Annotated in this window: 23 protein-coding genes; 17 read left to right on the top strand and 6 right to left on the bottom strand. The window is 39.9% G+C overall.

The window, feature by feature from the left end; translation table 11 throughout:
* Window positions 1–373: 373 nt before the first annotated feature.
* A complete protein-coding gene (locus tag ABU914_RS06085; protein WP_379668843.1) occupies window positions 374–1,558 on the bottom strand; it encodes an MFS transporter in 1,185 nt (394 codons plus the stop codon).
* Between the two features lie 773 nt (window positions 1,559–2,331).
* Window positions 2,332–2,403: a hypothetical protein gene (locus tag ABU914_RS06080; RefSeq protein ID WP_379668874.1), complete on the bottom strand. Its 72-nt coding sequence runs from the start codon at window positions 2,401–2,403 to the stop codon at window positions 2,332–2,334.
* Window positions 2,404–2,778: 375 nt separating this feature from the next.
* On the opposite strand from ABU914_RS06080, the gene ABU914_RS06075 reads away from it, so the two are divergent.
* From ABU914_RS06075 to meaB, 6 genes are all read left to right on the top strand, one after another.
* The gene (locus tag ABU914_RS06075; RefSeq protein WP_379668842.1) at window positions 2,779–3,312 is read left to right on the top strand and encodes a GNAT family N-acetyltransferase; all 534 of its coding nucleotides are present in this window, start codon (window positions 2,779–2,781) and stop codon (window positions 3,310–3,312) included.
* A 315-nt stretch (window positions 3,313–3,627) separates the two neighbouring features.
* The gene (locus tag ABU914_RS06070; RefSeq protein WP_379668841.1) at window positions 3,628–3,999 is read left to right on the top strand and encodes an iron chaperone; all 372 of its coding nucleotides are present in this window, start codon (window positions 3,628–3,630) and stop codon (window positions 3,997–3,999) included.
* 506 nt (window positions 4,000–4,505) lie between these two features.
* A complete protein-coding gene (locus ABU914_RS06065; RefSeq protein WP_379668840.1) occupies window positions 4,506–5,138 on the top strand; it encodes a TetR/AcrR family transcriptional regulator in 633 nt (210 codons plus the stop codon).
* Between the two features lie 49 nt (window positions 5,139–5,187).
* Window positions 5,188–7,254 carry a methylmalonyl-CoA mutase family protein gene (locus ABU914_RS06060; protein ID WP_379668839.1) on the top strand — a complete coding sequence of 689 codons (2,067 nt, stop codon included), beginning with the start codon at window positions 5,188–5,190 and terminating at the stop codon, window positions 7,252–7,254.
* Window positions 7,241–9,424 carry a methylmalonyl-CoA mutase gene (scpA, locus tag ABU914_RS06055; protein ID WP_379668838.1) on the top strand — a complete coding sequence of 728 codons (2,184 nt, stop codon included), beginning with the start codon at window positions 7,241–7,243 and terminating at the stop codon, window positions 9,422–9,424. Before ABU914_RS06060 ends, scpA begins: the two co-directional genes overlap by 14 nt.
* A complete protein-coding gene (gene meaB / locus ABU914_RS06050; RefSeq protein WP_379668837.1) occupies window positions 9,421–10,425 on the top strand; it encodes a methylmalonyl Co-A mutase-associated GTPase MeaB in 1,005 nt (334 codons plus the stop codon). Before scpA ends, meaB begins: the two co-directional genes overlap by 4 nt.
* A gap of 28 nt (window positions 10,426–10,453) precedes the next feature.
* Here meaB and ABU914_RS06045 read toward each other — a convergent pair whose 3' ends face one another.
* Complete coding sequence (locus ABU914_RS06045) at window positions 10,454–10,984, bottom strand: chromate transporter (protein WP_379668836.1); 531 nt, start codon at window positions 10,982–10,984, stop codon at window positions 10,454–10,456.
* Window positions 10,981–11,565 carry a chromate transporter gene (locus ABU914_RS06040; protein ID WP_379668835.1) on the bottom strand — a complete coding sequence of 195 codons (585 nt, stop codon included), beginning with the start codon at window positions 11,563–11,565 and terminating at the stop codon, window positions 10,981–10,983. The genes ABU914_RS06045 and ABU914_RS06040 overlap by 4 nt, the downstream gene beginning before the upstream one ends.
* Window positions 11,566–11,718: 153 nt before the next feature.
* Between ABU914_RS06040 and ABU914_RS06035 the strand changes: the two genes are divergently transcribed.
* Window positions 11,719–12,537, top strand: a complete 819-nt coding sequence (locus ABU914_RS06035; RefSeq protein ID WP_379668834.1) for a methyl-accepting chemotaxis protein — start codon at window positions 11,719–11,721, stop codon at window positions 12,535–12,537.
* Between the two features lie 67 nt (window positions 12,538–12,604).
* Here ABU914_RS06035 and ABU914_RS06030 read toward each other — a convergent pair whose 3' ends face one another.
* Both ABU914_RS06030 and ABU914_RS06025 read right to left on the bottom strand, forming a co-directional pair.
* A complete protein-coding gene (locus ABU914_RS06030; RefSeq protein ID WP_379668833.1) occupies window positions 12,605–12,952 on the bottom strand; it encodes a DUF3243 domain-containing protein in 348 nt (115 codons plus the stop codon).
* A gap of 97 nt (window positions 12,953–13,049) precedes the next feature.
* Window positions 13,050–14,159: an NAD(P)H-dependent flavin oxidoreductase gene (locus ABU914_RS06025; protein WP_379668832.1), complete on the bottom strand. Its 1,110-nt coding sequence runs from the start codon at window positions 14,157–14,159 to the stop codon at window positions 13,050–13,052.
* A 137-nt stretch (window positions 14,160–14,296) separates the two neighbouring features.
* Between ABU914_RS06025 and ABU914_RS06020 the strand changes: the two genes are divergently transcribed.
* The 10 genes from ABU914_RS06020 (at window position 14,297) to ABU914_RS05975 (ending at window position 24,537) form a co-directional block, all read left to right on the top strand.
* On the top strand, window positions 14,297–14,845 hold the full coding sequence (locus ABU914_RS06020) for a hypothetical protein (protein WP_379668831.1): 549 nt from the start codon (window positions 14,297–14,299) through the stop codon (window positions 14,843–14,845).
* An 849-nt stretch (window positions 14,846–15,694) separates the two neighbouring features.
* Complete coding sequence (sda, locus tag ABU914_RS06015; RefSeq protein ID WP_379668830.1) at window positions 15,695–15,856, top strand: sporulation histidine kinase inhibitor Sda; 162 nt, start codon at window positions 15,695–15,697, stop codon at window positions 15,854–15,856.
* Window positions 15,857–16,460: 604 nt separating this feature from the next.
* The gene (locus ABU914_RS06010; RefSeq protein WP_379668829.1) at window positions 16,461–16,973 is read left to right on the top strand and encodes a hypothetical protein; all 513 of its coding nucleotides are present in this window, start codon (window positions 16,461–16,463) and stop codon (window positions 16,971–16,973) included.
* Between the two features lie 463 nt (window positions 16,974–17,436).
* The gene (locus ABU914_RS06005) at window positions 17,437–18,078 is read left to right on the top strand and encodes a TetR/AcrR family transcriptional regulator (protein ID WP_379668828.1); all 642 of its coding nucleotides are present in this window, start codon (window positions 17,437–17,439) and stop codon (window positions 18,076–18,078) included.
* Between the two features lie 140 nt (window positions 18,079–18,218).
* Window positions 18,219–18,557: an SCP2 sterol-binding domain-containing protein gene (locus ABU914_RS06000; protein WP_379668827.1), complete on the top strand. Its 339-nt coding sequence runs from the start codon at window positions 18,219–18,221 to the stop codon at window positions 18,555–18,557.
* Between the two features lie 117 nt (window positions 18,558–18,674).
* On the top strand, window positions 18,675–20,216 hold the full coding sequence (locus ABU914_RS05995) for a class I adenylate-forming enzyme family protein (RefSeq protein ID WP_379668826.1): 1,542 nt from the start codon (window positions 18,675–18,677) through the stop codon (window positions 20,214–20,216).
* A gap of 68 nt (window positions 20,217–20,284) precedes the next feature.
* A complete protein-coding gene (locus tag ABU914_RS05990) occupies window positions 20,285–21,430 on the top strand; it encodes an acyl-CoA dehydrogenase family protein (RefSeq protein ID WP_379668825.1) in 1,146 nt (381 codons plus the stop codon).
* Window positions 21,427–22,641, top strand: coding sequence for an acyl-CoA dehydrogenase family protein (locus tag ABU914_RS05985; RefSeq protein WP_379668824.1), 1,215 nt, complete (start codon window positions 21,427–21,429; stop codon window positions 22,639–22,641). The genes ABU914_RS05990 and ABU914_RS05985 overlap by 4 nt, the downstream gene beginning before the upstream one ends.
* 227 nt (window positions 22,642–22,868) lie before the next feature.
* Window positions 22,869–23,672 (top strand): enoyl-CoA hydratase/isomerase family protein, encoded by an 804-nt coding sequence (locus tag ABU914_RS05980; RefSeq protein ID WP_379668823.1) that lies wholly within the window; start codon window positions 22,869–22,871, stop codon window positions 23,670–23,672.
* 22 nt (window positions 23,673–23,694) lie between these two features.
* A complete protein-coding gene (locus tag ABU914_RS05975; RefSeq protein WP_379668822.1) occupies window positions 23,695–24,537 on the top strand; it encodes an SDR family NAD(P)-dependent oxidoreductase in 843 nt (280 codons plus the stop codon).
* Window positions 24,538–24,548 lie beyond the last annotated feature (11 nt).

The raw sequence follows: 24,548 nt of genomic DNA, 5'->3' as shown, positions 1-24,548 counted from the left end.
AAACAGATTCATGAGGAGGAGGAAGAATGAACGAAAAACCCCCTTATTACATGTTCTGGTTACTACTAATTTTCATCATTGTGTCTATCGTAGCTTTACTGTTTGCAATGGCTAACTAAATCTTCATCAGTCGAAAAAACGGAGTTGAACAGTGGACAAACTATATTGAATAAAGATGAGATAAGGAAATTTATTCTTTTTAAGTACATCACTAAAAAATCGTGATGTCTTTTTTTTGCTTTTAAAGCGCAGCATTCTATGCCTGAGTCCGTCCCCCTAATCTCTCTAACATAATTGCCTAATACTTATTTGCATATCTATTGACAAGCTGTTTTTTGCCAACGAAAACGCTACACAAATCGTAGCTTCTTTTTTAAACGTGTTCAGGTTCTTTTTTCATGAACAGGATGTACAAAATGATTGACGTACTGACAGATAGTGCCGCCATAGCATAAATACCGCCGTACCCGAAAAAATTAGGGATAAAACCGAACAGCATTGCACCGAGACCCACTCCGAGATCAAAAAATGAGAAAAATGTTGCATTTGCCATCCCTTTTCGATCGGAAGGGGCTTTGTTCACTGCCCATGCTTGCAGAGCGGGCTGGATCATGCCAAATCCTAAACCGTAAAAAATTGCCGCCGAAATAAGCATCCATTCATGAGCGAGAAATGTAAGCAATAACATACCTAAAATAATCGAAAGCGCACTAGGAATAAAAATGACACGAATGCCTCTTCGATCATACAGTCGTCCACCAAATGTTCTAGAAAACATAACTGCTATGGCAAAGAAAAAGAAATACCACTCAATCCCATTAATTCCAACTTCCAGGGCGTAAAGTGGAAGGAATGTTGCGATTCCACCAAACGTTACTGTTATAAAAAAAAGTAAAATTGCCGGTTTCAATGCGGACTTTTCATAAAAATCCCATTTTTTTTTGGGAATTTGGGCGACGTTCGCTTTAACTGGCTTATATCTGATAAAGGAACCGAGCAAGAGAGCAGCAGCACCTAAAGTTGCACAAATGAGGAACAAAATATGAAAATTTACAATCGGAACGAGCGCAAGACCTAACGCTGGTCCAAATGCCATCGCAATGTTTCCTGATAAACCGAAATAGCCCATTCCTTCTCCCCGGCGTTTCGGAGGAATTAAGTCCGTCGCGACAGTACCACCTGCAGTCGTTGACAGACCCCAACCAGCTCCTTGTATAATACGCATTGCAAACAGAAAAAAAAGACTTGCAACGAACATATAGGATCCGACAGAAATAACAAAAATGGCAAGACCGAGTAAATATATAAACCGCCGACCTTTCGTTTCAAGGGCGTGCCCAGCCCAAGGGCGGATAAGAAGGGCCGAAAATGTAAAAATACCAACAACAATTCCGATTAATCGATCGTTCCCGCCTAAATATTCAACGAACAGTGGTATCGTCGGCAACGTCATTTGAAAGCCTAAAAAAATAAAAAAGTTTGCAAAGCAAACGAATACGAAATCACGGGTCCATATTTTATCACTCGCTGTTGTTAACTGTGATGCTTGAGTATTCATGACAGCCTCACCTTTCTGACAAAACAATCCCAGACCTTCTCTCGTTCGATTTTACATCATTTAGCTACATAATGGGAGTAATTTGTTTTATTATTCTATTTATGTGGACGAAATAGCATTACTGTCATGGGTAAAACGAAGACAAAGTTAGATTTCAGATTATCACTTGTTTAGTGATTTACATTGTTATTGAAATGGTGAGCGTCGGATTCCCAGTGAAATGCAAACACAACCGAAAGCAGATAAGGAGTTGATTAAATACATCGAAGAGAACGCTAGACTGTTTATAGTTCAATGCGAGATATGCAAGAGCCCCGGAAACGTTCGCTCTACTTTTGATCTGTGTCTAAAGGGCTCATGCTAATGTCAGCAGTTTCCCATTGAGGAAGTTAATGTCCAGATCATTCATAAGTTTTGCTAATCAGTTGATTAGAACAGATGCACCGAAACTTCACAACTGTGATGTCATTTTGAATGGGAAGCAACACCACGGATCCGTATTTAGTAAAAGTGTCATTTGAAAATATGTTCATCAATTTTAGGTTTGTCCATTGAACAACATTTGACACATTATATTACGAAAATCGTGTTAGATATGTATCTATTTAATGTCGAGGTGCGAACAATATAACGAATACACCAACTAAACTGGTGTTTTCTTATCAATACCCTATCCCAAAAAACTGAAATTACGATACAGACCCCACCGAAGCTGCATATACTAATGCTTGGAATGTAGCGATAACACCGTAGAAAAAGAGCAAAACCACCACTTAAACCCAAATGGAAAGACTTGCCTTCTGTAGCCATAACCAGATAAGATAACTCCCGCCGACTTCGGCCAAGCCCGCAATAATAAATAAAATCGTTGATCACATCCTTCCTTTCTCATTCATTAAATGTCGTTAAAAATAAAAATGGATTACGCAAAAAGGGAAAAGCAAGCATTTCATAAGAAGAGAAAAACCACTTTTTTAGGAATCACATTGTAGGAAAAGGGTGTAAAATTATAGATTTCACTGTGTTGAATAAGTAATCATGGTTAGGCATATCACTCTAGATTTCAAAGCTTTAAGGCGATATAATTTATTCAATCGTTAAATGGGCACATATCGCTTGTGAACTTTTGATACGTTGAACAGTAGAAGGAGGAACCGCTTATTAACCCGTCATTAGAAATAAAGATGTTACCTCGTAACGCCAGCATGAATAATGCGGATATGGAACGCATTACAAACATCGTTAACCGTGTGTACGCTGTATCAGAAGGAGATTTTTGGCTACCAGGTGTAGATCGTACGACTATAGAGGAAATAAGAGGGTATACGAGCAAAGGAGAGATTGCTGTTGCTCGATTAATGGGTCAAATTGTTGGTTGTATTCGAGTTCGTCGGGTTGACCAAGAAATCGGAGAATTTGGACTACTAGCAGTGGACAAAAACACTCAGGGCGAAGGTATTGGACGAGAGTTAGTTCGCTATGCTGAACAGAAATGTCAAAAGGAACACCTTCGCAAAATGCAACTTGAATTGTTAGTCCCTAAGGAAGGATCCCACCCAGCTAAAACGATGTTGAAAAATTGGTACACACGTATTGGCTATAAGCCGATTTACACAGAATCGCTTGAGGCGTTGTTTCCGCGGTTGGCAAAAATGCAAGCGATCCCAAGTAAGTTTGTCATTTTTCAAAAAGAATTAAGCGAGTACAAGGTCTTGCTAGCAAACAACGAAAACGCTTGCCCTAACAAGTCATGAATCTTAAAAAAAACAGGAACTTTATTGGTAACGTCAAAAGATTTATGAAAACTCTCCGAAAATTGAAGGCTTGACATTGAGCCTCCACGAGCATGACTCTTTACGTAAAGACGCAGCAATTCTTGTTGCGTAAGGCTTTATAGCCTATCATTCTCGTCACTCAATGTAAAGCCTCAGCGGGAAAATGATGTTAATCTCCTCTCATAAAGGGGGGGGAAGAACACTTTTTACCCTTAAGTTCATGAATACCAAGGGTTTTACAATTTTTCATTAAAAAACTTTTGACAGTACGACTTTATTGAAGGAGGAGATAATATGGAAGTTTTTCAAGAATATTTAGCTAAGATCGATACCCCCACCCACCGAGAGCGAATGGAAGAAGTGTTGGCTTGGGTAGGGAAACAATTTCCTAACTTAGAACCAAAGATTGCGTGGAACCAACCGATGTTTACCGATCACGGCACATATATTATTGGCTTCAGTATCGCCAAACATCATTTAGCTGTTGCTCCTGAGAAAGAAGGCATTAATCAGTTTACGAATGACATTGTAGAGACTGGGTATGATCATACGAAGCAGTTAGTACGAATTCCTTGGGAACAACCAGTTAATTTCTCGTTATTAGAGAAAATGATTACGTTTAACATACAGGACAAGGCGAACTGTTCAACGTTTTGGAGAAACTAAACGAATTCATTTTAAACTCCAAAGAGATTTGCTTATTGTTCGGCAGTGCCTTATAACAAACTCTACTTTGAACGTTGAAGATTTTACTTTAGTCTTCCTATTAGAAACCTCATAATACTTCTATTTTTAAAAAGCAGTCGGCTGCAAACAGACTCATTGCGTTTAAATGATATTCCGTTTTAGTGTGCCTATGCTAGAAACACTATTCAACTGACAATCACAAACAATAAAAATTTTCCGAATAATTGTTGGCGAAAATTGGAAATTGATTTAATATAAGTTTAACAAACTTTCTCCTTCTAGTAAGATAGATTTTTACTGTGGAGCATTTTCAGCACTTGCAACAACTAGTAAGACTGCTTACATGGCTTGCTGTCGTTTTTTAGCGACGATGGCAAGCCTTTTTTCCTTGCAAATCCCTTGAAAAATTCATACAATTTAAATAAAGACAGACTGGTCGGTCTGCACACTAGAGGGGGGATCGACAAACGTTACGGAGGAAAGCGATGAATGGGTCGAAGTCTACGAAAGAAAAAATTACTGATACCGCTCTCAAGTTATTTGAAATGTATGGTTACAATAAAGTAACTGTGGACAAAATTGTTCAAGAGAGCGGGACGTCGAAAGGTGGTTTTTACCACAACTTTAAATCGAAAGATGAGTTGCTTTTCACGATTCATGATTATTTTATTACATATGTTTTAGACAAAGCTGAAGAAGCCTACGAAAAGTGGAATACACCGGCGGAGCGTCTTTATGAAATTGTAAAATCATTCGTTATGATGTTTGAGAAATATCGTGCACATGTGACGGTATTTTATCAAGAAAGCCTTTATTTAGCAGCTGAATTTACTGAGAAAGTTGAAAAAAAACGTGACCGTTACAAAGAAATTATGTTTTCTGTCGTACAAGAAGGGATTAATATTGGGGAGTTTCGTAAAGAAGTGCCCGTTGAAATTATGTCAATGGCGATATTCGGTATGATTAACTGGACGTACCGATGGTATAAAACAGATGGAACATATTCACTCGAAGAGATTGCTGCAATTTTTGCAGATTTGATTATGCACGCGTCGCTTACTGACGAAGCGAAACAAAAGCAAGCCTACTCACGGTTTTTTCTAACAACTCAAACATGAAAGGAGTGAAGTGTTTCCTATGTCTTCATCGACAAGGGAGCGCGACAAGATGAGCGAAAAAACGTTACAAGAAGTGTTAAATGAAATTAATGAATTTCCAGTTCCTACGTATGAAGAATGGAAAAACATCACTGAAAAATCGTTAAAAGGTGCATCGTTTGAAAAGCTTTTAACGAAAACATATGAAGGCATTACATTGCAACCGATGTATCAAAAAGAAGTGCTCGAACCGTTGCTGTATATTGATTCACTTCCTGGCTTTTTTCCGTTTCAGCGTGGCACGACGTCGGTTCGCAATCAAGATGAGCCATGGATTGTAAATCAAAAGATCGCTTATCAGCAACCTAAAAAAGCGAATGAAGCGATACAACATGATCTTGAACATGGGCAAACGAGTGTCCATTTTGTACTCCATGACACGACGATGGTAAATGAACAAAAAGGGGTAGTCGTTCAAGACATCGAAGACTTAAATATTCTCTTTGAAAATATTAATCTTGAGCACTTTCCAGTGTATGTTTCTACACATGCGATATCACTCCCATTTCTCGCATCATTTGCAGCTCATTTGAAAGAGAAACGAGTGTTTCTTGGCGATGTTAAAGGAACAGTAGCAGCTGATCCGCTCGGGTTACTCGTCGAAAATGGCTCACTCCCTTATTCGCTCACATCGATTTATGATACGCTCGCTATTACTACTGAATGGGCGGTGCACCATATTCCGCAATTATCTACGCTTCTTGTACAAGGCCAACCATACCATAACGGTGGCGGAAGTGCTGTTGAAGAGCTCGCATTTTCACTGGCCACAGCGGTTGAATACGTTGAAAATATGCTGAAGCGTGGACTGACGATAAATGAAGTGGCTTGCCGAATGACATTTTCGTTTTCAATCGGCTCGAATGTTTTTATGGAAATTGCTAAGTTTCGTGCAGCTCGCATGCTTTGGGCAAATATCGTGAAAGCGTTTGGCGGTAACGACAAAGCGCAACGAATGTTTATTCATGCTGAAACGTCGAAATGGAATAAAACGATCTATGATCCGCACGTAAACATTTTACGAGGGGCAATCGAAGCATTTGCGGGTGCAGTCGGTGGTGTTGACAGTATGCACATCGCACCATTCGATGAACTGACACAAATGCCGACTGACTTTTCACGAAGAGTTGCGAGAAATACGCAAATTATTTTACAGGAGGAAGCGCATCTCGGAAAAGTGAATGATCCAGCTGGCGGCTCATGGTATGTCGAAGCACTAACTGATGAAATTGCGAAAAAGTCATGGGAACTGTTTCAACACGTTGAGGAAAAAGGTGGGATGTTTGCGGCTCTTCGATTAGGGTTTCCTCAAGCAAAAATAGCGGAAATAGCAGCGAAACGCGATAAAAATATTAAACATCGTAAAGACGTGTTTGTCGGTACTAATAAATATGCAAATCCATTTGAAGTTGTCCAAATCGAAAGCGAACAGCAAGGAGAGAAAATTGAACAAAAACAGAGTAAGAAGCGTGCTCTGTCGCTTGATGTAACAGGAAAAACGATTTTTGATAATGCCATTGAAGCAGCTAGCGACGGTACGACAATCGTCGATATTCTTCACGCATTGCAGCTTGAACAAACTTCAACGACAATCGAAAGCATTCCGCAAAAACGGGGAGCAGAGCCGTTTGAACAGCTGCGGCTTGCAATGGAACGTCATCTTGAAAAAACGGGAAAGCGTGAAAAAGTATTTCTTGCGAATGTCGGACCGATTGCGGACTACAAACCACGTGCAGATTTCGCGAGTAGTTTTTTTGAAGTTGGCGGATTTGAAGTCGTTTCAAACAATGGTTTCGCAACAATAGAAGAGGTTGTGGTAGCAGCAAGGGAATCTCGAGCAGGTACGATTGTCATTTGTTCAAAAGATGACATATACCGAGAAGCTGTTCCTGTATTGTTAGAAAAATTAGCATCGGAAAAAACGACGGTGTATGTGGCAGGAAATCTATCAAACGAAGAATTATCTCGATACAAACAAGCAGGGCTTGCTGATACCATTCATGCTAAGTCGAACGTATATGACGTTCTCGTCCAATTGCAAAGAAAGAAAGGGGTGCTGAACATTGACAAAGCCTGATTTTACAAAAATCGCGTATTCTGTACGTACGAAACCGAGTGATGTCCAGACATGGCGTGAGCTTGCCAAACAAGAAACTGGAAAATCACTAGATGAACTTCTCTTTAAAACGCTTGAAAGCATCGATGTTGCCCCTGTTTACGCAAAGCAAGATATCGAAGGTATGAAACATCTTGATTACGTTGCAGGCATTCCTCCGTTTTTTCGAGGACCGTATCCTGCCATGTATAAAACAAGACCGTGGACAGTAAGACAATATGCTGGCTTTTCGACGGCTGAAGAAAGCAATGCGTTTTATCGCCGTAACTTAGCTGCAGGGCAAAAAGGACTTTCAATTGCATTTGATTTGGCAACACATCGTGGGTATGACTCTGATCATCCCCGTGTCGTTGGAGACGTTGGTAAAGCAGGTGTTGCAGTTGACTCGATTTTAGATATGAAAATTTTATTTGATGGCATCCCACTTGATCAAATGTCAGTATCGATGACGATGAACGGCGCTGTCCTACCAGTGATGGCGTTTTACATTGTGGCAGCTGAGGAACAAGGTGTGAAACCACATCAGCTGTCAGGAACGATTCAAAATGATATTTTAAAAGAATATATGGTTCGGAATACGTACATTTATCCACCAGGCCCATCAATGCGGATTATTGCAGACATTTTTAAGTACACGTCTGAGCATATGCCGAAGTTTAACTCGATTAGCATCTCAGGCTACCATATGCAAGAAGCTGGGGCAACTGCTGATTTAGAGCTTGGCTACACGCTTGCCGACGGACTTGAATATGTACGAACGGGACTAGAGGCAGGGCTTGATATTGACAAATTCGCTCCGAGACTTTCGTTCTTCTGGGCGGTCGGGATGAACTATTTTATGGAAGTCGCAAAAATGCGTGCTGCACGACTCATCTGGGCAAAGCTGATGAAGCAGTTCAATCCGAAAAATGAAAAGTCAATGGCACTTCGTACACATAGCCAAACATCTGGCTGGAGTTTAACAGCACAAGATCCGTTTAACAACGTGACGAGAACCGCGATTGAAGCACTTGCAGCCACCCTTGGGCATACTCAATCACTGCACACGAATGCACTTGATGAAGCAATTGCCTTACCTACAGATTTTTCAGCGCGTATTGCACGTAATACACAGCTTCATTTACAAGAAGAAACAGGAATTACGAACGTGCTCGATCCGTGGGGCGGGTCATATTACGTTGAGCGATTAACAGCAGAACTCGTCAGAAAAGCTTGGGGACATATAAAAGAAATTGATGAGCTTGGCGGTATGGCAAAGGCGATCGAAACAGGCTTGCCGAAAATGCGGATCGAAGAAGCTGCCGCTCGTAGACAAGCACTGATTGACTCTCGAAAAGAAGCGATTATCGGTGTAAACAAATATCGTCCGGAAACGGAAGAAGAACTCGACATTCTAGAAGTTGACAACACAGCTGTTCTTGAAGCGCAAAAAGAACGTTTGAAAAAGTTGCGTGCTGAACGAGATGAGACACAGGTCCAAGCGGCATTGCAAGCCATTACGAAAGCGGCCGAAACTGGCGAAGGCAATTTACTTACTCTCGCAGTTGATGCCGCACGTGCACGGGCAAGTCTCGGTGAAATTTCCGATGCGTATGAAAAGGTCGTCGGACGCCATCGGGCGACGATACGAGCAATTAGCGGTGTGTATAGTTCTGAATTTGGAGTTGAAGAAGAAGTGGAACGGGTGAAACGGATGTCTGATGAATTTTTCGAAGAAGAAGGCAGACGTCCACGGATTATGATTGCAAAAATGGGGCAAGATGGACACGATCGTGGAGCAAAAGTTATTGGAACTGCGTTTGCCGACCTCGGTTTTGATGTCGATATCGGTCCACTTTTTCAAACACCTGAAGAAACAGCGTTGCAAGCGGTTGAAAATGATGTCCATGCGATTGGGATGAGCAGTCTTGCGGCCGGACATAAAACATTGCTTCCGAAGCTTGTCGCTGAACTTGAAAAGCTCGGACGAGAAGATATTCTTGTCTTTTGCGGAGGAGTCATCCCGCCTCAAGACTATGAATTTCTAAAAGAACATGGTGCATGTGAAATTTTCGGACCAGGCACAGTCATTCCTGTAGCGGCTCAAAAAGTGCTTGAAAAAATTGAAGAAAGATTGAGCGAAACAATATGACAAAGAAAAAAAGACATAGACCGTTCACCGTTGATGACTACGTAGAAGGAGTGCTCTCTCGTGATCGTGTGATGGTAGCCCGTACAATAACGCTTATCGAAAGCAATGCAAAAAAACATCGTGAGCTTGCAGAACTAGTATTAAAAAAGTTATTGCCACACACAGGTAACTCCATACGCATTGGAATAACAGGTGTTCCTGGAGCGGGAAAGAGCACACTCATTGAAGCGTTTGGATCGATGCTTTGCGATGATGGGCATCAGGTTGCCGTTCTCGCGATAGACCCTAGCTCAACTGTAACAGGTGGGAGCATCCTCGGTGATAAAACACGAATGGAGAAGCTTGCACGCAATCCAAAAGCTTTCGTCAGACCGTCTCCTTCAGGTGGTACGCTCGGCGGAGTGACTCGAAAAACGCGTGAAACGATGCTCATTTGCGAAGCGGCTGGCTTTGATGTCATCATTATTGAAACTGTCGGAACCGGACAGAACGAAGTCACTGTTCGCTCAATGGTTGATTTCTTTCTCGTTATTGCACTTACTGGTGCAGGCGATGAGCTTCAAGGAATGAAAAAAGGTGTCATGGAGCTAGCTGATTCTATTTTTATTAACAAGGCCGATGGTGACAACAAGCAGCGAGCATTGCAGGCGCGAGCCGAATATAATCGTATTTTATATTTTTTGCAATCGCCGACGGAAGGCTGGAAACCGAAAGCATTCACGTGTTCAGCAATGACAGGTGACAATATTCGTGGCATTTGGGATGTCATTTTAAAATTTGAAGAAGTGACGAAAGATTCAGGTGTGTTTGAACGAAGACGGAAAGAACAACTACTAGAGTGGGTGGACTGGATGATAGAAGATGAATTAAAGCGTCGTTTTTTCGAAAATGAAGCAGTGAAAAAACAATTGCCTCACATTCGTTCCAATGTTCTTCATGCTGAATTATCACCAGCAGCTGCAGTTAAGAAAATAATGGAAATCTACGATAACCAAAAATAAACTCCGCCAGATATAGCGGAGTTTTTTATTATGATAAAAAGATTGCTCCATAGACAAGACTACCACTGATAACAAACGCAGGGTGAATTTTTCGTTTTTCAAGCAAATAGTAACTCGCAGCAATCAAAAATAGTGAATGCCAAACACCAGATTCAATGACGGATTGCGAAAAGAACTGATACGTCAATACACCAAGTAATACAGCGATAACAGGTCGAACGTAAGCCGTCATTCGTTGCACTTTCGGCGAATCTTTAAATTTATATAAAATTCCGAGTAGAAAAATCATGAGGAGCAAGGATGGCGCAACCGTAGCAAAAAGAGCGACGAACGCACCAGGTATCCCCGCCACTTCATAGCCAATATAGCCAGCCATTTTCGTTGCTATCGGACCAGGTAAGGCATTACCAATGGCTAGAACTTCCCCAAATTCTTTTGTCGTTAACCAAGCGTAACGACCGACAACTTCTTGTTCAATTAATGGGATTGATGCGGGTCCGCCTCCGTATCCAAGAATACCTGGAATAAAAAATGCGAGAAAAATGTGCCAATAAATCATCGAGATTGAACTCCTTTTTCTTTCGTTGGATCATCGCTAGAATCTTCTTTTTTATCTTTTTTCAATAGTGCGAATAGTAATAAGGCAATGATTAAAAATCCGGGATGTAACCCGAAAAATTCTAGAAGGAGAAGACTCGCTCCAATCATGAGACTAGCCGCGATCAGACCAAGCTTTTTGGTCGATTGAGTAATGAATCCCCACGTTAAGACGCCCATCAATACACCAACGACGGGCACAACTCCTTTTGTCATTCCTTCAACGATATCTATATTTTTAAAAGATGAAAGGGAAACAAGTAAGACAACCATGAGAACGACTGTCGGAATAACGGTGGCAAACACCGCAACAAGCATCCCAAGCCAACCAGCGACACGATAGCCAATATAGCCAGCCATTTTTGTGTTAATTGGTCCAGGCAATGTATTCGCAAGTGCGAGCACGTCACTAAATTCTGTATCATTCATCCATTTATACGTGTCAACAACTTCTCGGTAAACGAGTGGTATTGCAGCTGGCCCACCGCCATACCCGAGAATGCCTGACCGAAAAAAAGCAATAAAAAGTTGTACGTATGTCATTGTGATCCCTCACTATAAACAGTAGCCACTTTTCTTAGTATCACAAACTCTTCATCTTTTGACAATCATATTGAAAATATAGCAAAAAGGAACTAATTTTTCCGAAAATTGTATATTATACTAGAATAAGAGATAAACATGGGGGTGAAAAGATTGCATCCAAAGTTAAAACTTATCAAAGATGCAATGGCAGACTTTCAGAAAACGTTTCATGAAGATACTTGCCTTTATCTGTATAGCCAAGAGAAAGTTGAACACGCATTACCAGGAAAGACGATTGATTTGAACATTGAAGTTGGCACTTCGATGGAAGAGCTAAAAGGAATTTTATCGTACACAGTTTTGCGAACGGGAAAGTTCATGAAGAGGGAAGTTGGAGCAGAAGTACTCGGTATCCCGTATATCGCAACGGCTCAACCGATTTTTGACGGTGACGAGGTAGTTGGAGTGATCAGTGCAGTTACTTCTATTGAAAAAGTTGATATGCTTCGTAACGGAGCTAATGAACTAGGGACATCGGTCCGGCAAATGTCAGCAACATCAGAAGAAATGCTCTCGGCTTCAAATGATATCGCTGTTCGGCTTCAAGAGCTTTCAGCGCAATCGGAAAAAATGAAAGCTGAAATCGAAAACATTTATTCAATTTTAGGTCTTGTTAGAGGAATTGCGAAACAGTCCAGCATTCTCGGTTTAAATGCTTCGATTGAAGCAGCACGCTCGGGGGAGCAGGGAAAAGGTTTCAATGTCGTCGCGAAAGAAATTCGTAACTTAGCCGAAAATAGTAACGATCGCGTCCTTGAAATCGAAAAACAACTCCAAGTGATTCAAGAAGCAATTGAGATGATGAACGAATCAACTCAAACAATTGCAACTTTTACTGAAGAACATAACGCAAGTATGCAAGAGTTACATGCTACATATGAAAGAATTGGAGCGACATCGGAATCATTATTGGAGGCGAGCAAAATCTAACTTTGTGTATTGAAACCGTTTCTTACATAAAAAAGGCAGAGCATGATATTCGCTCTGCCTGTATCAATTAATGTGTTCCTTTGGATTGGTCAACCATTCTCACAAGTATATGGGCAAGTTTATGACGTTCATCATCATCCGCAACAAGCCACATTTCTTTTAAAAGGTGTTGTTCACGGTTTTGTGGCTCTTCATTGCGAGCTAAATAATTAGCGACTTTTTCAGCTGCAGAAGCAAGCTGATGCTCATCCATTCCCATTCTTTCGCCCATATCAACTTTATCTTTTAAATACGATCTAAAGCGGTTAAAATTATCAAGAATGTCGTCTTTCTTCTCAGGGCTCATTGCATCCATTTTTTTCTCAATGCGCTCCAATTCGATGCTTTCGTCCTTATTTGTAAAGTCTCTATCCATTGTTGTCATCCTTTCTAAGAAAAATGTTGTTCAGTATTATATTTCCCATCGTTTTTAAAAAAATGTATTTTTAACATAAAAAGTATATTAGAAAGGGTTATTTTTTTGCAACGAGCTTTTCATATTCTCGCACAATCCAATTGATGAGATCGACAGCTTTCGTTTTTTTACTTAGGCGTGCACCTTGACCCGCCCAAAGCGACATAAATTGAATATTTTGCTGCTTTCCAGCTTCTTTTCGAAGCGCACGTGTCAATGTATTTTGAAAAGGATACGCAGGAATCGCGTCTTCATAATCATTCATTTGTTCGATAAAATAGTTATGAATCCCACGTGCAGGCTTACCCGAGAATACATTTGTCACAACTGTACTATCTTCAAAACTTTCCAAAATTGTTTTTTGGTGAATTGGATTCGTACCACTTTCTTCGCATGTAAGAAAGGCAGTGCCAAGCTGGACCGCAGATGCTCCAAGAACTTCGGCGGCAAGAACGCCTCTCGCATCCATAATCCCGCCAGCGGCAATGATCGGAACTGTCACATGGTCGACAACTTGGGGAACGAGTGCCATTGTGCCGACCATTGCCTGTTCATATGACGTTGAAAATGTACCGCGATGACCGCCCGCTTCGCTTCCTTGAGCTACAATCGCGTCCATCCCCGCTTTTTCCAAATGGATCGCTTCATTGACTGTCGTCGCTGTACCAATGACAAAGGCACCAGCTCGTTTTAGCCTCGAAACCGTTTCTTCACTAGGGATACCAAATGTAAAACTAACAATAGGAACTCCTTCATCAATCACAACATCAATCAACTCTTCAAAAGGCTCTTCAAAGTCAGTGGGCAGTTCTTGAATCTCTATGTCAAGTTCAGTATAGAAAGGGTGTAGCAATTGAGCAGCCTCTTTAAGTTCTTCTCGTGAATACGTCACTTCGTCATCCGATGGAACAAATAAATTAACTGAAAAAGGCTGGTCAGTCCGATCCTTCGTCTTTTGAATGACTTCGCAGAGTGCATCTGGCGTCATATACCCTGACCCAATCGAACCGAGTCCACCAGCGTTTGATACCGCAGCAACAAGTTCAGGCGTCGTAATCCCACCAGCCATCGGAGCTTGGATGATGGGGTATGAAATGTTTAGTTTTTTTGTGAATGTAGAAGAGAGCATAGTGACCTCCTTTAAAAAAATAGTATAACCAGTAATCATATCTTATATTGGCTATGTTACATTTTAACTAAACTTACGTCTATAAGGTAAGCATCAATTAAAAATGATTTGTTGTATCACTTTTTTGGATATTGATAATGTGTGGAGAGCATGAAGGTATTGTTTAATGAAATAACGTGATAGTCAATTCGGTTAAAGTGATCGATAAGATAAGGCTAGTAATTATTGAATTACCTGAATTATATGCTGAAGCAAGTTCATACAATGAATTAATAGGGATAATTAATCAATTAGCAGTTGAAGGAACACATTTTATAATTGTTACTAAACAAAATGAATTAATTGGCAATAGAAACTTTCTATATGATGGAAAGGTTGTAAACGAGGTCTCAATTGAAAATATTAAAAGAAAAGTAATCAGTAGTGTCCCTTTTTATTGTGAAGACACTTTATTTAATAAAGTAAAAATGTATATATTAAACACTGTGGATAACGATGATTTCTCAGTAAAAGAAAACCCATACGTTAAAAATAATGAAGCATTCCTTGTTGTTATTTACACAATAGCACACCATTTGAACATTGACCTAAACCTTGATGTATATGGGCTTTCTGATAACTTGGATAAATATATTAGAAATGTAGTTATTGAAACTCATGCTATAATTAATTTGACGTTTTGGTACCATCTCAGTTTTCGGTATAGTGAAACAGAACCTATTTGAAAGTTGATACGAACATAGTTTCATCTTCATTTTTACCTTGAAAAATACTGATCAGTTTCACGCATTACTTTTTTCAAGTGTCAGCATATCTTCCATATGAATTCAACTTTACACGCACCTTCTAACATCCCGCCATCCAAATATTTTCCCGTATTGTTTTTTCAAGATTTTTGTATTTTCATACAAAAATACGAAGATCTTTTAAAAAATTTAAAATAGCTATCGACAAAATATTTCTATTGCACTATAATTGGCACAAAAGGCCAATATAGTAAAAATTTGTAATATACAGTAAGAATTTCAAATATTCTATCTTATTGCCCTCTTTTTTAAAATAAAGTTAAAAAATGCGTCGAAACAACACGGTTTCCATATTTTTTTGAAGAAAATATAGGTATAATGTTTCATATAAATGAGTATGACTTAAGTCTGTTGTGGATTTATATTGCTAGTTATAATCAACTAATTTTTTACAATTGGATGGAAAGACTTTACATCTGCGTTTTCAACGTTATAATTAAAAATGTTGTGTTTAAATTATTTTTCGGTAACCTCGTAGGTAATAGGACATATGAAAATAGACTAAATTCCTTTTTATATAATAATGTATATATCAAATTTATCAATCGACTCTTGGCTTAAAGTAAAGTGGACAAGACTTAGGTGCATTCTATTTAACTATAACTTTAGTAATTGAATAGTAGCTTGGAATGCCATTAAAAAAGCTAACTAACTTTCCCTTTTTTTGGGACTTACATATATAAATATAAACTTTTAGTTAGGATTAACTTTTTAAGTTTGGACATAAGGGGTGTCCAATAAAGTTATCACTGAAAGGAGGGGGGAAGGTTGTTTGAGAATTTAAACGACCAAGACCTAATTGAAAGCTACGAACAATCAATAAAACTTAAATTAGAAAAGAATTTTATTGAATTGTTAGCAAAAGCCATTCGGCAACGAGGGCTAGAGAAGTATGTGAATGTTAAAAATAAAGAGATGGTTAACATGTAGGAGTAAAGCGTGTTAACCTTTTTTCTTTTTATGAATCCCGTGTTTTAAAATGGTGCTGATTTTTTGTCTTTACCACGATCGATAACTGGAGTTTTTAGCGATGATTGCAAAAATTCCCTTTTCAACGTCATAGAGTGGTCAATGAATCTTTCTCCTAGTCAGCATTTCTCTTGGCAACTTTGCTTCTTAGGAATCTTCATTTTTAAATTTTATAAACTAATGAAGAAGTCATTTCATCTCAATCTCACCCAGCATATTTTTCACCATTCATTCGCCCATTTCTCCTTGTTATCATCGAAATCGACCAGACAACAATGTTGCCATGACACTATAACATCGAAACTTCCTATATTAGTCGTTACGTTCTTGAAAAAGCAATAGTGATTTTCATTTTGTTTTAAATTTGTTTGCTTTTTTAAATCGAAATTCTAGAAGCTTGTACTTTTTTCGATATAAAAAATTTTTGTGTGACTAAATTGCTCAATATTTCAGTTTTTTTTGTATGTTTGTCGGATCCATTTATATTTACCCGTTAAAAATAGGGGTTGCAAGTTTCCTTGGCTTTCAATAGTTTATAAAGACCAGTGAAAAGGAGATGTTAAACATGCCAGTATTTCGGAATGCAGAGCATGCGTATAATGTGATTGGTGAGTTTATGAAAGTACCATCACGACCGCGATCGATTGAAGATTTACGTCAATGGTGGGGGAATCATCCGGCGTATTATGAGGATGGCGATGAAGTCGATAAAATTAACGCAATTGGCAGAAGAATTCGCAATATTAATATGGTATTTGAATTTCGGATTACGGATCCAGATGTCATTGTAACCATTGATGCGAGGAATGTAAAAGAGGGTGAAAATTTTTCAGTCATTCAAGGAAAGTCACCGACAAAACCTGATTTGATCGTTCAAACAACTGGTGACGTTGCACATCAGTTTTGGGGCGGACAAATTAGTGTACCTATCGCACTCATAACAGGTAAAATTCGCACAAACGGTTCAAAGAAGAAAGCGTTGCAGTTATTACCGAAAATTACGCCTGCGTTTTCTTTGTATCCTCGCTATTTAGAACTTATTGGAGAAGAAAAACTACTTCGGCATTTGCAACAGTAACCGAGAAACTTACGAACAAAAGTGAAATGTTTATGTCTCACATTTGTAATTTGAACACTCGAAAAATTTTATCTTAGATCGTCGGTGCCATTTTCGTTTCCGCAGAATGTAATCGGTCTTAAGGGTGCGCATATGCTAGGTTCAAATAATGTTCCATACAACTTGTTCAAAAGCTTTTTCAAACCATTGGTATCACTTATTGCACAACAAAACCTAAATCCTTTTATTTTTGTTCATGAGCTTGTAGTTGTCACTATACAAACTTGATTACATTGGATATGAAGTTTAATTTATCTCTACGAATATAGGATGCCTATTTTTTGAAAATTAAAAACCCTACAAATTTAGGACTATACGTTTTCAATGAAAAGGTTTACATTATTACACAACCGTACACTGTTTTAATTTTTTTATTTTTGAAAATACGGGTACGTACTGGTATTGATAAAGAGGTGAGCATAACGTGGATACGTCATTCCTTTTTGCAACAAAGGTTGAAAAACAACCTCAAGATAAGCTCCTGGATGCAGCGCTTATACTATTTTCTGAAAAAGGGTATCGTGATACGACTGTGCTGGACATTGTAGCATACGCTCGTGTTTCAAAAACAACATTTTATAACTTTTATAAAACTAAAGAGGAATTGTTGGCTCACCTTTTTGAAACGTTGTTGGAAGAAGTACTAGCGATGATAAAATTAGCGGCTCAGCGAGAAACTGTTATTACGGAAAAGGCGTATGCAGGCATTAAACGCTACGTTGAGATTTGTGTGAGGGAACACGAGGTCGCTAGGTTGTTACTCGTTTCATCAGTAGGAATTAGTGATGCGATTGAAGAGTTACGAAAACAAGCTTATGACCGCTTCGCACTGTTTATTTTTGAAACCGTAAGGACGGAATTAGGATTTACGGATTCAGCATCGGATGAAGAAATTTACTTGTTCTCACAAGCGATGGTAGGTGCAATAAACCAAGTTGTAATCCAACAAGTTCTCCTATCAAAAAAACAGATTAAGATTGACTATGTTGCGAGGTTTTTAAACCGAATTGTAGTAGGTTCATACATGTTTTTACTCGCTGAGCAAATTCCACTCGTAACGGAATGAAACCTGCTTAAGTTGTAATTAAGTATTACATTGTTAAAGGGGGAATGCGATGATTGATTGAATTGCTTTAGGAATGTAAACGTTGTGAAACTAGACCATGGTAAGTTATTAAAATGGATAAAAAATAGGGAGGAATACAAATGCAAACAACAAAAGATATTTTTGACATGATTAAATCTGAAATGGAAAGAGATTACTCTCAAGCTGATGGAATTGAAGCAACGTTCCAATTTAACATTACAGGAGACGACGCTGGAACGTACCAAGTGATCCTTGGTACTGACTCAGGAAGTGTCGTCGAAGGTGACCAAGAAGAAGCTGATTGTACAATTACAATGGATTCAGAAGATTTCAAAAAAATGGTTGATGGTGAATTGAATGGTACTGAAGCATTTATGGGTGGTCAACTACAAATTGATGGAGACATGGGACTTGCGTTAAGACTTCAAGATATTTTATCAGCTTATAGTGGTGATTAATCTAGTTATTTAAATGAACATGAAAAAGCAGAAGCCAGATGAGCGTGCCCGCTAACGTAGATACATACTAGAAGTCTGGCTTCTAGTCTTGTGTTCTGAAGTTGGGAGAGAAGTGTAATGAATCTAAATCAGATTTTGCGCAAAAACATTGAGCAATTTGGCACTTATCCCGTCCTCATCTTCGAAGATAAAGAGTATACAAATACGTACATCGATGAGAAATCATCACAGTTAGCTCATGCACTGATGGATTTAGGAGTACGACAAGGAGATCGCGTATTAATCACGATGCCGAATAGTCCAGAAGTTGTTATCGGTTTTAATGGGATTATAAAGTGCGGTGCTGTTGCAGTGCCGATTATGCCACTTTTGCAGGCACAAGAAATTAATTATATTTTGGGAGACTGTGAACCAAAAGTGGTATTAACGACTGAATTATTATTACCAAAATTACTTAATGCGGTAAAAGGGTTAGAAAATCCTCCTAAAGTATTCACTTTAGATAACCCGGATTCACCTTATACGTTGCTTACAGTGATGGGAGATGTTCCAAAAACAGTGCCGGAAGTGTCGATTCAAGAAAATGATGAAGCTGCATTACTTTATACGGCTGGAACAACGGGTAACCCTAAAGGTGTCATCCTAACGCATAAAAATTTGTATTCAAATGCAAAAGCTGCTGCAGAAACGGCAAGCATTTTAAAATTAAAGCAAGGGCGTGTCGCATTGGGAGTCTTGCCTTTCTCACACGCTTTCGGATTTACGATGATGAATGTAACGCTTATTTTAGGCGATAAAAATGTCCTTCTGCCACAATTTGAACCAGGGAAAGTGCTTGAAGCGATTGAAAAGCATAAAGTGACGCATTCAGCGATGGTTCCAGCCATGTTTCACGCGCTGTATCATCACCCGGATGCAGACAAATACGATACGTCAAGCTTTTTTGCCGTTACATCGGGATCGGCTGCCCTTCCACAACAACTCGCGAAAAATTTTCAACGTAAATTTAGTTGCGTTATCTTGGAAGGTTATGGGCTATCGGAAGCAGCCCCAATTGTCACTGCAACGGATCCGATGAAAAAACTTAAACCAGGCTCTGTTGGTACACCGCTTCCTGGAATCGAAATTGCAGTTGTCGATGAAGACGGAAATCGCTTGCCACCGAATGAAGTCGGTGAGTTAATCGTATCCGGTCCGAATGTATTAAAAGGGTATTATGGCAAGCCAGAAGAAACGAAAAAAGCGCTTAGAGACGGTTGGCTTCATACAGGTGATATGGCTCGCATCGATGAAGAAGGCTATCTTTTTATCGTTGATCGTAAAAAAGATTTGATTATACGTGGAGGATTTAACGTTTACCCTCGTGATCTCGAGGAATTACTCATGACACACCCGGATGTTGCTGAAGCGGGAGTCGTCGGTGTTCCATCACCACGCATGGGAGAGGAAGTTGTTGCTTACGTTGTAAAACGCAAAGGCTCAATGATAACAGAAGAAGATCTTAAACAATTTTGTCAAGACAAACTTGCGAAATATAAAACACCACGTTTTATAAAAATTGTTGGATATATGCCGAGAAATTTAATCGGAAAAATCGATAAGAAAAAGCTTCGAGAGCAAGCAAAAGAGTTTGAAGAAGCAGCATCTAAAGTGGAATAACAATAAAAATTTCTGAAAAGTTGAAACGTTATAAATGATGTAAATTTAAGTTTTGAGGAGGGAATCCAATGATTTCTTTTCGTCCAACAGAAGAGGAACAGGCATTTAGAGAAATGGCGAAAAACTTTGCGGTCGAAACAATTCGTTCAGTTGCGAGAGACTGTGAAGACAATCGTGCAGTTAACGAAGACATCGTCAAACAAATCGAAGAATTAGGTTTCGGAGCATTAGAGCTACCAGAAAGTTGGGGGGGGCTTGAACTTCCGTTAATTACGCAAGTACAAATTTTACAATCACTAAGCTACGGGGATTTAGGTGTCGTGCAAGGATTACCTGGAGCAGGAGATGCTGCATCGCTCATTCGGCTCGTACCTGATCATCCCAATTTACAAGCATATAAACAAGCAGGGCAAAACGGTACATGGCCAGACGTTGCATTTATTGATGCGACAAACATTGATGACCCGTGGTTAGCGACTCTTCAAATTAAACGAGATGGAGATGGATACATAGTGGATGGTACGTCTCAACCTGTACGTCTAGCTAAAAATGCACAATACGTTGCAATCGCAGCCGTTGATTCTGAAGGAGAATCAGTCGTATTTTGGCTTGACAACAACGGTTGGACAGTCCAGGATGGCGACTATCGACTAGGCTTATTAGCAGCAGGATTAGGTCGTATTCAATTTTCGAACGTAAATGCTGGAGCGAACCAAATTATTGCCCGTGGCAGTGAAGCGGAAGAATTAATTACAAACGTGCAAAATCGGATTTACGTTTTGCAAGGAGCGAAACAAGTCGGCTTAATGGAAGCGGTGTTAGATTACACAGTAGAGTATACAGCTAATCGAAAAGCGTTTGGCCAGGAAATCGCAAAGTTCCAAGGAGTTTCGTTTACAGTTGCAGATATGGCTTTTGAAATGCAAGCAGCAAATCATCTTGTTTGGTTAGCTGCAGTAACCGTAGAATCTCAAGCGAAAGACGCAAATCGAAATGCATTAAGAGCAATGTACCGTGCGCATCGTGCCGTAAGATTTGTGACCGATAACGGCGTTCAAATGCTAGGGGGACATGGATTCGTTCAAGAATTTCCGGCTGAAAAATGGATGCGTGATGCACAAGCACAAGTGGCTCTGTACGGGAGAGAAAGAGATTACCTTATCCGTCGTGGAGAGCAAATTATGAACCTAGCGAAGAAGGAGGTCGCCCGATGATTTCATTTGAATTGTCACCACAACAAAAACAAATTAAAGATTTAGTCCACTGGTTTGCGAAAAGTGAAATTCGTCCCATTGCAATGGAAGCCGATAAAAATGGAAAAGTACCTGATGAATGGCTCGATAAAGTAAATAAAATGGGAATTCATTTAAACGCGTCCTCTTTTGGCGGTAGCGGAAAGAAAAAGGACGACGGAAGCTCATCAAAAAAGAAAGAAAGAGAAGGAAATCGGATGGGGGTCATTGCAACTGAAGAAATGGCATGGGGTTGTCCTGCAATTGCACTTTCACTTCCGGGAGCAGGTCTCGGTGGGCCTCCAGTACAAAGCAGTGGAACACCTGAGCAAAAAGAACGGTTCCTTTCCATTTTTACAAAAGATAAGCCACGTTGGGGTGCGTATGCGCTAACAGAACCTGAAGCTGGTTCAGACGCTTCCGGTATTCGCACAACAGCGACAAAAGTTGACGGTGGCTACATTCTAAACGGTCAGAAGATTTTCATTACAAATGGTGGTCGTGCATCATGGAATGTTGTATTTGCGACAATTGATCGTAACTTAGGACGTGCTGGACATCGTGCATTCGTCGTTGAAAAAGGTACACCAGGATTTAGCTGTACACGTGTCGCACAAAAGATGGGCCTTCGTGCAAACGAAACAGCTGAACTGCTTTTTGAAGATTGCTTCGTACCCGATGAAAATTTACTCGGTGGTGAAGAAATGTATAGCGCGAAAGAAAACAGACCATCTGGGTTTAAAGTTGCGATGGCGACATTTGATAGTACACGTCCGATTGTTGCAGCAATGGCAATCGGAATCGCGCGTGCGGCGTATGAATATACACTCGACATCGTGAAAAAAGAATATCCGAAACACGGTCGTCTTTACTATGAAGCGAGTGAACTATTAGCTGAAATGGAACAAGACATTATTGCTGCTAGACTGCTCACGTGGGAAGCAGCTTGGAAAGCAGACATGGGTGAACCGAACGCAAAAGAAGCAGCGATTTGTAAAGCTGTGGCAGGAAAATCAGCACTTGATATTTGTTCAAAAGGCATTGAACTGTTAGGTCCAGTAGGACTAGACGGTCACCTCGTTGAAAAGTTATACCGTGACGTTAAAGTGTTCGATATTTTCGAAGGAACTAACCAAGTACAACATTTAGTTACTGCTCGCCGTCTATACGCACAACACGATTTATACGTATAACTAGAAGTTAGAGGTCAAAAGTCGGAGAACAGAGTAAAACAAATCCTTAAAGCAGTGTAAATATTTTTAAAGGAAAGACTTAAACGTTGTGTATGTACTTTGAATCTATAACGAGAAGTCAGAGAGCAGAGTAAAAGCAAATCAAAAAGTCTTAAGGAAAAAGCTTAAATTTAACTTCTGAACTCTGTGAATCGATTCCAACACTAATAAATAGAGGAGGAACGACATTGTCATACGAAACGATTCGGATTGAACGAAAAGATAAAGGTGTCGTTTGGGTTACGATCGATAACCCCCCTGCAAATGCACTGAGTGAAAATTTAATGAATGATTTGGAACAGCTAGTTGATGAGCTTTCATCTGACAGAAATGCACGTGTCGTTGTTCTCGCATCAGCAAATGAAAAAATCTTCGTTGCTGGAGCCGATTTAAAAGGGATGATTGCCGGTGGAAGTCAATTTGCAGGAAATGAGTCGGGGATTTCGGAGCAGAGTGGACGCATGCAAAAATGCTTTGACCGCTTTGCTACGATGCCAGTTCCGGTTATCGCGGCCATTAACGGTCATGCTTTAGGTGGCGGTTGTGAGCTAGCGATGGCATGCGACTTTAGAATTATGGCCCAAGGAAGAGGGAAAATTGGTTTAACGGAAGTATCCCTAGGCTTAATTCCAGGTGCTGGCGGAACGCAACGAATGACGAGATTGCTTGGACGTGCAAAAGCAACAGAGCTCATTTTCTTCTCTAAACGGTTAGATGCACAAGAAGCATTTGAAGTTGGACTCGTCAATAAAGTGACAACACCAGAAAGCCTTGAAGAAGAAACGTTAGATTTCGCTGAAGAGTTAGCTGAAGGTGCAGTGAGAGCGATGGGACTAGCGAAAGAAGCGATCAATGCGGCTGAAGGTTCAATTGAAGAAGGAATGAACGTTGAAGCAAATGCTTTTGCTCAAACGTTTAAAACAGGAGAACCAGGCGTGGGTTTAGCAGCGTTTTTCCAAAGGAAAAAAGCGAACTTTTTACCGAAAAAATAAACATGAAAAGGTGGGAGTTACAATGTCTTCATGGGCAAATATGTTAGAAGGGAAAGTAGCTGTAGTTACAGGAGCATCACGTGGGCTTGGTCGTGCAGACGCGTTAGCCCTTGCAGAAGCTGGAGCAGATGTCGTTATTACAGATATTTTAATCGAATCAGATGATGACAGTAAGCAAGAGGCCCAAAAGTTAGGTCCGCTTTCACAAGTGTTACAAAGTACAAAAGTCGTCTACGCTGAAAAAACAGCACAAGAAATTCAAGCGATGGGACGTCGTTCATTCGCTATCAAAATGGACGTAACAGACCTTGAACAAGTAAAAGAAGTATTTGCAAAAGTAAAAGAAGAATTTGGTTCGCTTGACATTCTCGTAAACAATGCTGGAACACTTGACCATACCGCTCAAATTGAAAAGCAAAGAGACGATTTTTGGGAGCGCGATTTAAAAGTAAACTTAACAGGAGCTTATAACTGTGCAAAAGCCGTTTGGCCATATATGAAAGAACAAGGATGGGGTCGCATTATTAATATGGCTTCTGTTGCGGGAACACTTGGTGGTTTTGGGCAATCCAGTTATTCGACGACAAAAAGTGGACTTCTAGGCTTCACAAAAAGTTTAGCGTTAGAAGGGGCGCGCCATGGGATTAATGTCAATGCGATTGTTCCTGGAATTATCGCGACTGAAGCATTTAAGATGGGGAACCCAAAAATGAATGAACGCATGATTGAGCGAACAGCATTCAAACGTCCTGGGGAACCTGAAGATATCGCAAATGCAATTACGTTTCTCTGTTCAGATAAAGCAAAATATATTACTGGTATTGGCTTGAACGTATCTGGTGGAATTGAATTATTTACGTTTTAAAAGTAAAGGAG

This window comes from Pueribacillus sp. YX66 (genome assembly GCF_041725775.1).
GTDB lineage: Bacteria > Bacillota > Bacilli > Bacillales > UBA6769 > Pueribacillus.
Note: the sequence above shows the minus strand (reverse complement) of the source record. Positions and strands in the feature narration are given on the sequence as shown.